The organism is Streptomyces sp. SPB074 (assembly GCF_000154905.1).
Lineage (GTDB): Bacteria > Actinomycetota > Actinomycetes > Streptomycetales > Streptomycetaceae > Streptomyces.
This window is the reverse complement of sequence record NZ_GG770539.1, coordinates 5,675,451-5,689,303: the sequence shown is the minus strand read 5'-3', so window position 1 is coordinate 5,689,303 and position 13,853 is coordinate 5,675,451. Positions and strand designations below refer to the sequence as shown.

13 protein-coding genes are annotated in these 13,853 nt (G+C 74.0%); 8 read left to right on the top strand and 5 right to left on the bottom strand.

What is annotated here, in order from left to right:
- Nucleotides 1-36 precede the first annotated feature (36 nt).
- Nucleotides 37-312 carry a GlsB/YeaQ/YmgE family stress response membrane protein gene (locus SSBG_RS24115; RefSeq protein ID WP_037870523.1) on the bottom strand — a complete coding sequence of 92 codons (276 nt, stop codon included), beginning with the start codon at nucleotides 310-312 and terminating at the stop codon, nucleotides 37-39.
- A 186-nt stretch (nucleotides 313-498) separates the two neighbouring features.
- Between SSBG_RS24115 and SSBG_RS24110 the strand changes: the two genes are divergently transcribed.
- Both SSBG_RS24110 and SSBG_RS24105 read left to right on the top strand, forming a co-directional pair.
- Complete coding sequence (locus SSBG_RS24110; protein ID WP_008748683.1) at nucleotides 499-855, top strand: DUF3099 domain-containing protein; 357 nt, start codon at nucleotides 499-501, stop codon at nucleotides 853-855.
- 229 nt (nucleotides 856-1,084) lie between these two features.
- Complete coding sequence (locus SSBG_RS24105; protein WP_008748682.1) at nucleotides 1,085-1,306, top strand: hypothetical protein; 222 nt, start codon at nucleotides 1,085-1,087, stop codon at nucleotides 1,304-1,306.
- 24 nt (nucleotides 1,307-1,330) lie between these two features.
- Here the strand turns inward: SSBG_RS24105 and moaA are convergent, their stop codons facing one another.
- The 3 genes from moaA to SSBG_RS24090 all read right to left on the bottom strand — a co-directional run bounded on the left by moaA (nucleotide 1,331) and on the right by SSBG_RS24090 (nucleotide 4,526).
- Nucleotides 1,331-2,323 (bottom strand): GTP 3',8-cyclase MoaA, encoded by a 993-nt coding sequence (gene moaA, locus SSBG_RS24100; protein ID WP_037870521.1) that lies wholly within the window; start codon nucleotides 2,321-2,323, stop codon nucleotides 1,331-1,333.
- A gap of 200 nt (nucleotides 2,324-2,523) precedes the next feature.
- A complete protein-coding gene (locus SSBG_RS24095; protein WP_008748680.1) occupies nucleotides 2,524-4,164 on the bottom strand; it encodes a solute symporter family protein in 1,641 nt (546 codons plus the stop codon).
- Nucleotides 4,161-4,526, bottom strand: coding sequence for a DUF485 domain-containing protein (locus SSBG_RS24090; protein ID WP_008748679.1), 366 nt, complete (start codon nucleotides 4,524-4,526; stop codon nucleotides 4,161-4,163). Before SSBG_RS24090 ends, SSBG_RS24095 begins: the two co-directional genes overlap by 4 nt.
- A gap of 409 nt (nucleotides 4,527-4,935) precedes the next feature.
- Between SSBG_RS24090 and SSBG_RS24085 the strand changes: the two genes are divergently transcribed.
- Together SSBG_RS24085 and SSBG_RS24080 are read left to right on the top strand one after the other, a co-directional pair.
- Entirely contained in the window at nucleotides 4,936-6,465 is a 1,530-nt protein-coding gene (locus SSBG_RS24085) for a S8 family peptidase (protein ID WP_008748678.1), read from the top strand.
- A 98-nt stretch (nucleotides 6,466-6,563) separates the two neighbouring features.
- Nucleotides 6,564-7,946, top strand: coding sequence for a CoA transferase (locus tag SSBG_RS24080; RefSeq protein WP_037870519.1), 1,383 nt, complete (start codon nucleotides 6,564-6,566; stop codon nucleotides 7,944-7,946).
- Between the two features lie 110 nt (nucleotides 7,947-8,056).
- On the opposite strand, the gene SSBG_RS24075 is transcribed toward SSBG_RS24080, so the two are convergent.
- Nucleotides 8,057-8,779 carry a VIT1/CCC1 transporter family protein gene (locus SSBG_RS24075; RefSeq protein ID WP_008748676.1) on the bottom strand — a complete coding sequence of 241 codons (723 nt, stop codon included), beginning with the start codon at nucleotides 8,777-8,779 and terminating at the stop codon, nucleotides 8,057-8,059.
- A gap of 267 nt (nucleotides 8,780-9,046) precedes the next feature.
- On the opposite strand from SSBG_RS24075, the gene SSBG_RS24070 reads away from it, so the two are divergent.
- The 4 genes from SSBG_RS24070 (at nucleotide 9,047) to SSBG_RS24055 (ending at nucleotide 13,762) form a co-directional block, all read left to right on the top strand.
- On the top strand, nucleotides 9,047-10,042 hold the full coding sequence (locus tag SSBG_RS24070) for a DEDDh family exonuclease (protein ID WP_008748675.1): 996 nt from the start codon (nucleotides 9,047-9,049) through the stop codon (nucleotides 10,040-10,042).
- Nucleotides 10,043-10,121: 79 nt separating this feature from the next.
- Nucleotides 10,122-10,922 carry an SURF1 family protein gene (locus SSBG_RS24065; RefSeq protein WP_008748674.1) on the top strand — a complete coding sequence of 267 codons (801 nt, stop codon included), beginning with the start codon at nucleotides 10,122-10,124 and terminating at the stop codon, nucleotides 10,920-10,922.
- A 166-nt stretch (nucleotides 10,923-11,088) separates the two neighbouring features.
- The gene (locus SSBG_RS24060) at nucleotides 11,089-12,984 is read left to right on the top strand and encodes a glycoside hydrolase family 15 protein (RefSeq protein WP_008748673.1); all 1,896 of its coding nucleotides are present in this window, start codon (nucleotides 11,089-11,091) and stop codon (nucleotides 12,982-12,984) included.
- A gap of 43 nt (nucleotides 12,985-13,027) precedes the next feature.
- The gene (locus SSBG_RS24055; protein ID WP_037870517.1) at nucleotides 13,028-13,762 is read left to right on the top strand and encodes an SDR family oxidoreductase; all 735 of its coding nucleotides are present in this window, start codon (nucleotides 13,028-13,030) and stop codon (nucleotides 13,760-13,762) included.
- Nucleotides 13,763-13,853: the final 91 nt, after the last annotated feature.

Sequence of the window (13,853 nt, the reverse complement as noted above, 5' to 3'; positions counted from 1 at the left end):
GCGGGCGGCCCCGTCGTCGTACGGAAGGGCCTGTGATCAACGTCCGACCCGGTTGCCCTTCACGGCCTTGTACACCGACTCCCCCACCGCGACGAGGACGACCGCGGCGACGAGCTGGAAGACGTGGCGGCTCCAGTCGATGCCGTGGGTGTAGCGGACGCCGAAGGCGGAGGCGATGGCGTTGCCGACCAGTCCGCCGATGGTGCCCATCGCGACGACGAGCCACAGCGGGCTGTGCTGCTTGCCGGGCAGGACGAGCTTGGCGATGAAGCCAAGAACGAAGCCGACGATGATCGCCCAGATCCAGCCCATGTGCACTCCCTCGACCGCTGTCGTCCGCCGCGCGGCGGATGCCGTCCTCCAGCATCGGCCCTGCCGCCGTACGCCGCACGCCGGAGCGGTCCATACGGCGCGGGGCGCCCCGCGCGGCGGCCCCGGCCTCGTCGGCGCGGGCCGCGCGGCGTACGGTGAGACGGGTTCGTCGAGGGATGGTGGAACGTGGCGCCGAAGCGGTCGGAGCAAGAGGTCTTCCGGATCACCGGGGCCCGCGCGGGACTCCAGGACGACGTGCGCGGCCGGCAACGGCGGTACGTCATCTCGATGCTGGTGCGCACCGCCGCCGTCATCGCGGCGATGCTGCTGTGGAACGTGGAGCGGTACGTGGCGATCGTGGCGCTCGTGCTGGGCGTCTTCCTCCCGTACGTCGCCGTCGTCATCGCCAACGCCGGCCGGGAGAACGTCCCCTCGCTCCCCGACACCCGCGTGCCGCCGCCGCAGCGGCCGTCCCTGGAGGGCCCACCGCTGGAGGGCACGGTCCACCGGCCGCCCGCCGGGCCGCACGACCAGCGGGCCTGAACGGCCCCGCTCGCGGGGGCGGACGGCAGGGGGGATTCCGCGCCAATCACGGCGTTCGGCTGCACCCTGGCAGGCGGCTCGTGCCATACTTTCAGCGCGCTCCGCATCCCCCGTCGGAGCGATGGACCGACGCCGGGCAGCTCCCCCCGTGGCTGCTCGGCGTCGCCTTTTCCGGGCCTTCCGCCGGCCTCTCCTCTCTCCCGATCCCGTACCGAAAGCACTCCCTGTCATGTCCGAGGACTCCACGCTCATCTGTTCCGCCAAGGGCTGCCGCGCCGCCGCCGCGTGGGTGCTCGCCTGGAACAACCCGAAGCTGCACACGCCGGAGCGGCGCAAGACGTGGCTGGCCTGCGGGGAGCACCGGGAGACGCTGGGGCAGTTCCTCGGGGTGCGGGGCTTCTTGAAGGACGTCGTGCCGCTCGCGACGTGGCAGGCGGGCGAGGACGCCTGAGGGGCCGGGGGCCCGGCGTCCGGCTCAGCCGCCGATCGCCGACATCGGCCTGCTCGGCTGGAGGAAGGACGACAGGTCGTCGAGGCCCGAGCCCGCTTTCTTGCCCCACATCGCCGTGCGCCACCGCTCGGCGAGCGTCTCGTCGTCGGCGCCCGAGCGGAGCAGGGCGCGCAGGTCCGTCTCCTCGGTCGCGAAGAGGCATGTGCGGATCTGGCCGTCGGCGGTGAGGCGGGTGCGGTCGCAGGCGGCGCAGAAGGGGCGGGTGACGGAGCCGATGACGCCGACCCGGCCCGGGCCGCCGTCCACCAGCCAGCGTTCGGCGGGTGCCGAGCCGCGCTCCGCGCCGGGCTCGGGGGTGAGGGTGTAGCGGGTGCGCAGGGAGGTCAGGATGTCGTCCGCGGTGATCATCCCGGCGCGCTTCCAGCCCTGCTGCGCGTCGAGCGGCATCTGCTCGATGAAACGCAGTTCGTAGCCCTCGGCGAGGGCCCAGGCGAGGAGGGCGGGGGCCTCGTCCGCGTTGAGTCCGGGCATGAGGACGGTGTTGACCTTGACGGGGGTGAGCCCCGCCTCGCGGGCGGCGGCGAGTCCGGCGAGGACGTCGTGGTGGCGGTCGCGGCGGGTGAGGCGGTGGAAGACGTCGGCGTCGAGGGTGTCGAGCGAGACGTTGACGCGGTCGAGTCCCGCGTCCGCGAGCGCGCGGGCGGTGCGGGCCAGGCCGATGGCGTTGGTGGTGAGGGAGAGCCGGGGGCGCGGCGCGAGCGCGGCGCAGCGCCGTACGAGGTCCACGAGGCCGCGGCGCAGGAGGGGCTCGCCGCCGGTGAAGCGGACGTCGGTGATGCCGAGGCGGGTCACGGCCAGGCCGACGAGGCGGACGATCTCCTCGTCGGTGAGCAGCTCGGGTTTGCCGAGCCACTGGAGCCCTTCCTCGGGCATACAGTACGCGCAGCGCAGATTGCACCGGTCGGTGAGGGAGACGCGCAGGTCGGTGGCGGTCCTGCCGTGGGTGTCGAGGAGCACGGGGCCCGCCTCCCTTTCGTACGCGGTCGGGCTTCGAGCGTACGTGACGGGCGCGGCGGGCGTTCCGGCCGTGCCCGGGGGCCCGGGCGGCCCGGCCGGGGCGGTGGACGGCGAAGGCCGCGCCGTCGCCCGGTGGGGGCGGGGGACGGCGCGGCCTCGGCGGGTCCGGGCCGCGGCGGCGGTGCGGTCCCGTACGAGGGTCAGTGCGCGCCCGTGCCGGTGAGGGAACGCACCTCCAGTTCCGCGTACTTGCCCTTGTCCGGCTCCTCCTTGGAGAGGAAGGTGCCGAGGATGCCGAGGAGGAAGCCGAGCGGGATGGAGATGAGCCCCGGGTTCTCCAGCGGGAACCAGGCGAAGTCGACGTCGGGGAACATCGAGCTGGGCTTGGAGGAGACGACCGGCGAGAAGAGCACGAGGAGGACCGAGGAGGCGAGGCCGCCGTAGATCGACCACAGGGCGCCCTGCGTCGTGAAGCGCTTCCAGAAGAGGCTGTAGAGGATCGTCGGGAGGTTCGCGGAGGCGGCGACCGCGAAGGCGAGGGCGACGAGCCCGGCCACGTTGAGGTCGCGGGCGAGGGCGCCGAGGCCGATCGAGACGACGCCGATGGCGACGGTGGCCCAGCGGGCGGCGCGGACCTCCTCCTTGTCGGTCGCCTTGCCCTTGCGGATGACGTTCGCGTAGATGTCGTGCGCGAAGGACGAGGACGAGGCGAGGGTGAGCCCGGCGACGACGGCGAGGATCGTCGCGAAGGCGACGGCGGAGATGACGGCGAGGAGGATCGCGCCGCCCGTCGAGCCCGAGCCGCCGCCGATCTCCAGCGCGGCGAGCGGGGCCGCGGTGTTCCCGGCGGGGTTGGAGTCGGTGATCTCCTTCGGCTTGAGGAGCGCGGCGGCGCCGAAGCCGAGGATGATCGTCATGAGGTAGAAGACGCCGATGATGCCGATCGCCCAGTTGACGGACTTCCGCGCGGCCTTGGCGGTGGGCACGGTGTAGAACCGGATCAGGATGTGCGGGAGCCCGGCGGTGCCGAGGACGAGGGCGATGCCGAGCGAGAGGAAGTCGAGCTTCGAGGTCGCGGTCGCCCCGTACTTGAGTCCCGGCTCCAGGAAGGCCGAGCCCTTGCCGCTGTTGTCGGCGGCCCTGCCGAGGAGTTCGGAGACGTTGAAGTGGAACTTCCACAGGATGAGCACGGTGATGAGGACGGTGCCGATGATGAGCAGCACGGCCTTGACCATCTGCACCCAGGTGGTCCCCTTCATGCCGCCGATGGTCACGTAGACGATCATCAGGACGCCGACGAGGGCGACGATCGCGACCTTCCCGCCGTCGCTCGTGATGCCGAGGAGCAGCGAGACGAGGACGCCCGCCCCGGCCATCTGGGCGAGCAGGTAGAAGATCGACACGACGATCGTGGAGGCCCCGGCGGCGGTGCGGACGGGGCGCTGGCGCATCCGGTAGGCGAGGACGTCGCCCATCGTGTAGCGGCCGGAGTTGCGGAGCGGTTCGGCGACCAGCAGGAGGGCGACGAGCCAGGCGACGAGGAAGCCGATGGAGTAGAGGAAGCCGTCGTAGCCGAAGAGCGCGATGGCCCCGGCGATGCCGAGGAAGGACGCGGCGGACATGTAGTCGCCGGAGACGGCGAGGCCGTTCTGGAAGCCGGAGAACTGGCGTCCGCCCGCGTAGAAGTCGGCGGCGTCGCGGGTCTGGCGGCCGGCCCAGACGGTGATGACGAGGGTCGCGACGACGAAGATCGCGAAGAGCGTGATGATCAGCGGGCGGTGCTCGCCGGCGCCCTCTGCGGCGAGGGGCAGACCGGTCGCGAGGCTGAGCGGCTGGCTCATTCCTGGCCCTCCAGACGGGACTTGATCGCACGGGCCCGGGGGTCGAGCTTGCGGGCGGCGTGGCGGGAGTACCACCAGGCGATGAGGAAGGTGGTGAGGAACTGGCCGAGGCCCAGGACCAGGGCCATGTTGATGTTGCCGACGACCTTGGTGCCCATGAAGTCACCGGCGTAGTTCGACAGCAGGACGTAGAGCAGGTACCAGAGCACGAAGGCGACGGTGAGCGGGAAGGCGAAGGAGCGGTGCGCGCGCCGGAGTTCTCCGAACTCCGCGCTCTCCTGCACCTCCACGAACTGCTCCGTCGAGGGTGCGCCGGCACCGCGCGGCGAGCCGGTGTGCGGCTCGGGCGTCTCGGTGGCCACGGAATCTCCTCGCGATGCGGGGGCGGGTGAGGGGGACAAGGGTGAGGAAGGGGACATGAAGCTCTCTGGGCAACGGATGGGCGGGGGGTGGTGCTGCCGCCCCCTGCACAACGGCACGGCGGCGCTCGCGACCCGGTTCAACGCGACGTAATTTTCGGGGCACCTGATTTTGGGAAAAGATTGCCGAGCACGAGTGAGGGGAATAGCTTCACTCTGCCGAGGCTCACGCGCTTGTCCGAACGCAGTCGCCGGATTGGCCCGTCGCCCCTCCGCCCCGGTGCGTCACCGCTCGGCCCGCTCCGTCGCTCCGTACCGGCCCGCCCATCGGGCCCGCCGCGTACGGCATTTGGCACACCGCACGGCCCGTACCACCTCAGCGCAGACGCCTCGTACCCGAACTGGAGACCCCATGCCGGTGCTCTTCGTCCGTTCCCGCCGCGCCCTCGCGATACCCGTGGGGCTCGGCCTCGCCACCGCTCTCGCCGTGGTGCCCGCCACGGCGGCGACGGCCGCCGCCCCGAGTACCCCGACCGTGAGCGAGGTGGGCACCCCGACGAGTTATGTCGTCAACGTGCTGCCCGGGCTCGCCGGTTCGTCCTTCTACCGCGAGGCGGTGCGCAGAGCGGGCGGCGAGGTCGTGTACGCGTACGACAAGATCGGCGTGATCGTCGCGCACTCCGACCGGACGGGCTTCGCGCCCGCGATCCGGAGGACGCTCGGGGTGCAGAGCGCGGGGGCGACGCGTACGGCTCCGCTGCCCGCCCAGTCGACCACGGACACGGGCAGCCCCATCGAGCTCTCCGCGGCGGACCTCGCCGCCGCCGCGCGGAGCAACGCCAAGGCCGCGGACAAGGACCCCCTCGAAGGGCTCCAGTGGGACCTGGCCGCGATCAAGGCGGACAAGGCGCACGAGAAGTACCTCGGCAGCGACAAGGTGACGGTCGGCGTCATCGACACGGGCGTGGACGATACGCACCCGGACCTCGCGGCCAACTTCGACCGGGGCGCCTCCGTCAACTGCGTGAAGGGCAAGCCGGACACCAGCGAGGGGGCCTGGCGGCCGGGCTCGGGCGAGAGCCCGCACGGCACGCACGTGGCCGGGGAGATCGCCGCGGCGAAGAACGGCGTCGGCATGAGCGGGGTCGCGCCGGGCGTGAAGGTCGCGGGCATCAAGGTCTCCACGAGCGACGGCTTCTTCTACACCGAGGCCGTCGTGTGCGGCTTCATGTGGGCGGCCGATCACGGCGTGGACGTCACCAACAACAGCTATTACACGGACCCGTGGTACTTCAACTGCGTCAACGACCCGGACCAGAAGGCCCTGGTCGAGGCGCTCACGCGGGCGACGCGGTACGCGGAGTTCAAGGGCACGGTCAACGTCGCGGCGGCCGGGAACGAGAACTACGACCTCGCGAGCGACAGGATCACCGACCCGTCGAGCCCGAACGACTCGACGCCCGGTGACCGCGTCGTGGACACCAGCAAGTGCTTCGACATCCCGACCCAGCTCCCCGGTGTCGTCACCGTCGCCTCGACGGGCGCGAAGGGCCTCAAGTCCTCGTTCTCGAACTACGGCGACGGGCAGATCGACATCGCGGCGCCCGGCGGCGACTCGACGGTCTACCAGACCCCGGCGCCGCCCGCGACGAGCGGCCTGATCCTCGGCACCCTGCCCGGCGGCGGCTACGGCTACATGGCCGGTACGTCGATGGCGTCCCCGCACGTCGCGGGCGTCGCCGCGCTCATCAAGTCCCGCCACCCCCACGCCCCCGCCGCGCTCGTCAAGGCGCTGCTGTACGCGGGCGCCGACGACACGGCCTGCGGGACGCCGTACGACATCGACGGCGACGGGGAGACCGACGCGGTGTGCGAGGGCGGCACGAAGAAGAACGGCTTCTACGGCGAGGGGCTGACGAACGCGCTCAAGGCGGTGAAGTAGCGGAAAACGATACGGGGGTGGGGCGGCCCGCGGAGGCCGCCCCGCCCCGGCTGCCGCCACACCTTCCCGCCTCTGACACTCAGTGCCATAGTGGCACCATGGATTCTCCCGCCTCGCCCGGCCTCGCCGCCGCCTGGGTGGCACTGAGTGGCGATCCCGCTCTGCTCACCCGTGTCACCCGTCAACAGGACCCCGGCGTGCTCGCGGCGCGCCTGCCGGTCCGCGAACTCGCCGCCGCGTGCGCGGGAGCCTGCGGGCTCGCCGCCGCCGAACTCGTCTCCGTACGGGACGGCGGGCCCGTGCCCCGGGTACGGCTGAACGACCGGGCCGTGGCCGCCGCCTTCGCGAGCGAGCGCCTGTCGCGCGTCGCGGGCGACGCGCCCGAGAGCTTCGCGCCGCTGTCGCGGTTCTGGCGCACGGCGGACGGCTGGGTCCGCACCCACGCCAACTACCCGCACCACCGCGCGCGGCTGCTCGGCGCGCTGGGCCTCGGCGCGGCGGCCGGGCCCGAGGATGTCGCCGCCGTGCTGCGGCGGCGCGCGGCGCGCGAGACCGAGGAGGCCGTGTACGCGGCCGGGGGTCTCGCCGTGGCGCTGCGGGCGCCCGGGGAGTGGCGGGCCGGGCCGCAGGCGAAGGTGCTGGAGGCGCTGCCGCTCGTGAGCGCGGGCCGCATCGACGACGCGCCCCGGCGCGTGTTCGGGACGCCGGGCGGCGGGCTGCCGCTGGCCGGGGTGCGCGTCCTCGACCTCACGCGGGTCCTCGCGGGCCCCGTCGCGACCCGGACGCTCGCGCTGCTCGGCGCGGACGTGCTCCGGATCGATCCCCCGGGAATGCCCGAACTCGCCGCCCAGCAGGCCGATACGGGCCTCGGCAAGCGCAGCGCGCTCCTCGACCTGCGCGAGTGCGGGGGGCTGCGGCGCTTCGAGGAGCTGCTCGCCGAGGCGGATGTCGTCGTGACCGGGTACCGGCCCGGGGCGCTGGAGCGGTGCGGGCTCACGCCCGACGGGCTCGCCGCGCGGCGGCCCGGGCTCGTCCTCGCGCAGGTCTCGGCGTGGGGGCGCTCGGGCCCCTGGGGGCAGCGGCGCGGCTTCGACAGCCTCGTGCAGGCGGCCACCGGCATCGCGGCCGTCGAGGCGAACCGCGAGGGCCGCCCGGGCACGCTGCCCGCGCAGGCGCTCGACCACGGCACGGGCTACCTCCTGGCCGCCGGGGTCCTGCGCGCCCTGACCGGGCAGACCCGCACGGGCGGGACCCGCCTCGTCCGCCTGGCCCTGGCCCGTACCGTCGCCTGGCTCCTGAGCGGTCCCCGCTCCCCCGCGCCCGCCGAGGTGCCGCCGCCGCCCGAGGAGCACACGGCCGAGCGCGACAGCGACTGGGGCCGCTTGCGGTACGCCCTCCCGGCCTTCTCCTACGAGGGCGGCCCGGCGGACTGGGCACGGCCCTCGGTGCCGAGCGGGACGGACGACGCGCGGTGGTGGTGAGGCGGCAGGGGTGAAACGGCCGGGGGCGAGACGGCCGGGGTGCCGGGGACGGGGAGGCGGCGCGCGAGGGCGCGGGTGACTGCGGCCCGGAAACCGGCGGCCACCCTTCTCTACGCCCCCGCCGCCCCCAGCAGCACCCCCACGGCGTACGTGATCGCCATCGCCGCCGCGCCGCCCGCCACGTTGCGCAGGACCGCGCGGCGCGGCGGGGCGCCGCCGAGGCGGGCACTGGTCCAGCCGGTGAGGACGAGGGCCGCGAGGACGGAGCAGACGGTCACCGGGAGGCGGGCGCTCGTGGGCGGCAGCACGATCGCCAGGAGCGGGAGCAGCGCCCCGGCCGTGAAGGCGAGGAAGCTCGCCCAGGCGGCGTGCCAGGGGTTGGTGAGCGCGTCGGGGTCGATGCCGAGTTCGACGTCGGCGTGGGCGCGCAGCGCGTCGCGCGCGGTGAGCTGTTCGGCGGCCTCGCGCGCGACGTCCTCGCTCAGGCCGCGCTCGGCCAGGAGGCGGGCCAGCTCGGCGAGTTCGGCCTCCGGGTCCTCGCGCAGCTCGCGCCGTTCCACGGCGAGCGCGGCCTTCTCGGCATCGCGTTGCGTGTTCACCGAGACGTACTCGCCCGCCGCCATCGACATCGACCCGGCGAGCAGCCCGGCGAGCCCGGCGGTCAGGAGCGCGCCCCGGCCCGCGCTCGCGCCCGCGACACCCACGACGAGCCCCGCGGTCGAGACGACGCCGTCGTTGGCGCCGAGCACGGCGGCGCGCAGCCAGTTGAGCCTGGTGCCGAGCGCCCCGCCGTGGCTCTCCTCGTGACGCCCTTCCCGCTCTCCCTGAGTCATTACGTGATCTTCACACCTCGCGGGGCACGGAACGGGCTTTTCGGCGGTCCCGTGTCCCGGCGGCCCCCGCCGGCCCGGCCCCGCTCGCCCCGCCGCGCTGACCGCGTGCCCCCCACCGTGCTGACCGCACGCCAGTTCCCGTACCCCCGCCCGGCGAACGGGCGTCCGGCACGCCGCGGCCCGCAATCCGGACATCGCGCCCGATTCCGTACGGGTCCCGGGCCGGGGCGCGGACGCTGTCGGACCGGCCCCGTATCCTCAGTGACCATGCTCGAAGACCGCACGACCGACACCTCCTGGCCGTCCGCGTACCCGGAGGGGTACGCGGTGGTCGACGTGGAGACGACCGGTCTGGCCCGCGACGACCGGATCGTCTCCGCCGCCGTGTACCGCGTGGACGCGCGCGGCGAGGTCGAGGACCACTGGTACACGCTGGTCAACCCGGAGCGCGATCCCGGCCCGGTGTGGATACACGGGCTCACGAGCGAGGTCCTGGAGGGCGCGCCGCTCTTCCCGGAGATCGCCGGGGAGCTGTCCCGGCGGCTCGACGGCCGGGTCCTCGTCGCGCACAACGCCGTCTTCGACTGGTCGATGCTCGCGCGCGAGTACGCGCGGGCGGGGATCACGGCCCCGGTACGGCGCAGGCTGTGCACGATCGCGCTCGCCAAGGAGCTGGCGCTCCCGCTGCCCAACCACAAGCTGGAGACGCTCGCCGCGCACTTCGGCGTCGAGCAGCGCCGCGCGCACCACGCGCTGGACGACGCGCGGGTCCTCGCCGAGGCGTTCCGGCCGAGCCTGCGGGCCGCCGCGCTCGGCAACGTCCGGCTGCCGCTCCTGGAGTGCCGGCCGCTCACCGAGTGGTCCGACAGCCCGGCCCGGCCGGTCATCGGCCGCCAGTACGGGGGGCAGTACGGCTCCCGCCCGGCGGCGGGGAACTGGCGCCCCTCGCGCAAGCGGCCCCCGTGCCCGTACCCGAACCCGGGCCGCTGGGAGGACGGGCGGCCCCTCGTGCAGGGGATGCGGGTCGCCTTCTCGGGCGACACGTCCACGGAGCGCGAGCTGCTTGAGGACCGGGCGACGGAGGCGGGGCTGCACGTCGCGGGCAGCATCTCGCGGCTCACGAGCCTGCTCGTCACCAACGACCCGGACTCGGGCACCTCGAAGACGGTCCGCGCCCGGCAGTACGGCACACCGGTGGTGGACGAGGCGGCCTTCGGGCAGCTGCTGCGGGACGTGGCCCCGGCCGGAAGCGTACGGGGCTGAGGCGGGGGCCGCGGCGAGCGCCCCCGGACACACCACCCCTCCCGCCGGGGACGGGCCGGGCGAGTTGTACCGTCATGGGGTGTACCGCTTCCTGTTGTCGTGGCAGTGGCTGATCATCACGCTGGTCGGTCTCGTCCTGATCCCCGTGATGATCGAGCTGGGTTTCTGGCAGCTCCACCGTCACGAGCACAAGGTCGCGCAGAACGAGCGGATCACGGCGGCGGTCGAGGCGCCGCCCGTGCCCGCCGAGGAGCTGACCTCGCCCGGCCACGCGGTGCCCGCCGCCGACGTGTGGCGCCGTGTCACGGGAGTGGGCCGCTTCGACACCGCGCACGAGGTCGTCGTCCGCCGCCGCACCAACGACGACGGCTCGATCGGCTTCCACGTGCTGACCCCGCTGGTGCTGCGCGACGGCAAGGTGCTGCTCGTCAACCGGGGCTGGATTCCGGCGAACGGCGCGCAGACCGCGTTCCCCGAGGTCCCCGCGCCGCCCGCCGGTGAGGTCACCGTCACCGGGCGGCTCAAGGCCGACGAGACGAGCGCGGCGAGCGGGATCAAGAACCTGCGGGGCCTGCCACCGCGCCAGGTCATGCTGATCGACAGCGACCAGGAGAGCGCCCGGCTGCACCGGCAGGTGCTCGGCGGCTACATCGAGCAGACCGGCCCGAAGCCCTCGGGGCGCACGCCGCAGCTCCTCGCCGAGCCCGACCACAGCGGGATCGGCCCGCACATGGCGTACGCGGTGCAGTGGTGGATGTTCTCGGCGGCCGTCCCGGTCGGCTGGTGGATTCTCGTCCGGCGCGAGCGGCGCGACCGCGAGACGGCGGCCCGCGAGGCGGCCGAGGCCGCGACGGCCGAGCCGGAGCCCGCCGGGGTCTGAGCACCGGGCCGCGGACGAGGCCGGTGCCGCGATGCGGGCGGCCCGCCCGGGGTGCGGACCCGCCCGGGGTGCGGACCCGCCCGTGGCCCTTGCCGACCCGGTGTGACGTGCGGCCTTTTGGGCGTGCGTTCGATTGGGCGCCCGGGTGGCGGGGAAGCCGCTTCCCGTGGCCCAACGTATCGAGAACTACGCCCTCATCGGCGACCACCAGACCGCCGCCCTCATCGGGCGCGACGGTTCGATGGACTGGCTGTGCCTGCCCCGCTTCGACTCCGCGGCCTGCTTCGCCGCGCTCGTCGGCTCGCACGAGAACGGGCACTGGCTCCTCGCGCCGAAGGGCGCGGGCGACTGCTCCCACCGCGCCTACCGGGCCGACTCGCTCGTCCTCGACTCGGTGTGGGAGACGCCGGAGGGCACGGTCCGCGTCACCGACTTCATGCCACAGCGCGACAAGGCGCCCGACGTCGTGCGGATCGTGGAGTGCCTGGAGGGCGAGGTCACGATGCACTCGACGCTGCGGCTGCGCTTCGACTACGGCTCGATCGTGCCGTGGATGCGCAAGGTGGACGGGCACCGCGTGGCCGTCGCGGGCCCGGACGCGGTGTGGCTGCGCAGCGAGCCCGAAGTGCCGAGCTGGGGCGAGAAGTTCAGCACCCACGCCGAGTTCGCGCTCAAGGCGGGCGAGAAGGTCGCCTTCGTCCTCACCTGGTACCCCTCGCACAAGAGGCACCCGCGGCTCGTGGACCCGTACGAGGCCCTGGAGGAGAGCCTCGCCGACTGGCGCGCCTGGGTCGCCAAGTGCGCGTACGAGGGCCCCTACCGCGACCTCGTGGTCCGCTCCCTCATCACGCTCAAGGCCCTCACCTACGCGCCCACCGGCGGGATCGTCGCCGCGCCCACGACCTCGCTGCCCGAGACCCCGGGCGGCGTGCGCAACTGGGACTACCGCTACTGCTGGCTGCGCGACTCGACGCTCGCGCTCGGCGCGATGATCTCCGCCGGGTACCTGGACGAGGCCCGCGCCTGGCGCGACTGGCTGCTGCGCGCCGTCGCGGGCGACCCCTCGACGCTCCAGATCATGTACGGGCTCGGCGGCGAGCGGCGCATCCCCGAGTTCGAGGTGCCCTGGCTCGGCGGCTACGAGGGCGCCGCGCCCGTGCGCGTCGGCAACGACGCCGCGCACCAGCTCCAGCTCGACGTCTACGGCGAGGTCATCGACTCCCTCTTCCTCGCCGACCGGGCGGGCCTGCGCACCGAGCACCACGTCTGGCAGCTCCAGCTGAAACTGATGGAGTACCTGGAGAAGGCGTGGCGGGAGCCCGACGAGGGCCTGTGGGAGGTGCGCGGCCCGCGCCGCCAGTTCGTGCACTCCAAGGTCATGGCGTGGGTCGCGGCCGACCGCACCGTGCGGGCGATGGAGGCGGAACCGCAGCTCGGCGGGGACGTGGTCCGCTGGCGGCGGATGCGGGACGCGATCCACGCGGAGGTGTGCGAGAAGGGCTACGACCCCGTCCGGAACACCTTCACCCAGTCCTACGGCTCGCAGGGACTCGACGCGGCGCTCCTGCTCATCCCGCGCGTGGGCTTCCTGCCGCCCGACGACCCGCGCGTCCTCGGCACCATCGACGCGGTACGGGAGGAGCTGGGCGCGGACGGCGGCCTGTTGCTGCGCTACAGCCCCGGCGGGAGCGAGGTGGACGGGCTGCCGGGCGAGGAGGGCGCCTTCCTCGTGTGCTCCTTCTGGCTCGCCGACGCGCTGCACCTCGCCGGGCGGACGCGGGAGGCGAGGGCCCTCTTCGAGCAGCTCGTCTCCTACACGAACGACGTGGGGCTGCTCGCCGAGGAGTACGACGTGCGCACGGGCAGGCACCTCGGCAACTTCCCGCAGGCGTTCAGCCACATCGGCCTCGTCGGCACGGCGCTCGGGCTCGCGGGACGCGGCGGGAGCGCGGGACCGCGGAGCGCGGGCTCCGGGAGCGCGGGCTCCGGGAGCGCGGCAACCGGGGACACGGGGCGCGGGGACGCGACGCACGACGACGCGGCACACGGCGACGCGGGCTGAACCCGCCGCCGCGCGCGAGCGGGGCCCGGTGAACAATGACCGCATGGATCTTGGACTGAAGGACCGGGTGTTCGTGGTCACCGGGGCGACGCGTGGTCTGGGCCACGCCACCGCCGGGGCCCTGGTCGCCGAGGGCGCGAAGGTCGTCGTGACGGGCAGGGAGCAGGAGGGCGCGGACGCCGCCGCCGCGCGCCTGGGCGCGGGAGCGGTGGGGGTCGGCGGGGACAACGCGGACCCCGCGCTCGCCGGGCGGCTCGTGGCGACCGCCCGCGAGCGCTTCGGGCGCTTCGACGGGCTCCTCGTGAGTGTCGGCGGGCCGCCGCCCGGTTTCCTCGGCGAGCTGGACGACGAGCGATGGCGCGCCTCCTTCGAGTCGGTCTTCCTCGGCGCGGTACGCCTCGCGCGCACGGCGGCCGCCGAGCTGGGCGAGGGCGGCGCGATCGGGTTCGTGCTCTCCTCCTCGGTGCACGAGCCGATCCCCGGGCTGACCCTCTCCAACGGGCTGCGCCCCGCCCTCGCGGGCGTCGCGAAGTCCCTCGCGAGCGAACTCGGCCCCCGGGGCATCCGCGTCTTCGGCGTCCTGCCGGGCAGGATCGACACGGACCGCATCCGCGAGCTGCACGGCGGGGCGACGCCGGACGCGCGCGGGATTCCCCTCGGGCGGCTCGGGACGCCGGAGGAGTTCGGCCGCACGACGGCGTTCCTGCTGTCACCGGCGGCGTCCTACGTGACCGGCGTGATGCTGCCCGTGGACGGCGGGGCCCGGCACGGGTTCTGACCCCCCCGGCGAACGCGCCGCCCCCGCTCCCCCGCCGGGCCGCACGTCGTTACCACTGGCCGGCATGGTCTCCCCCCACCCCTCCCGTCGC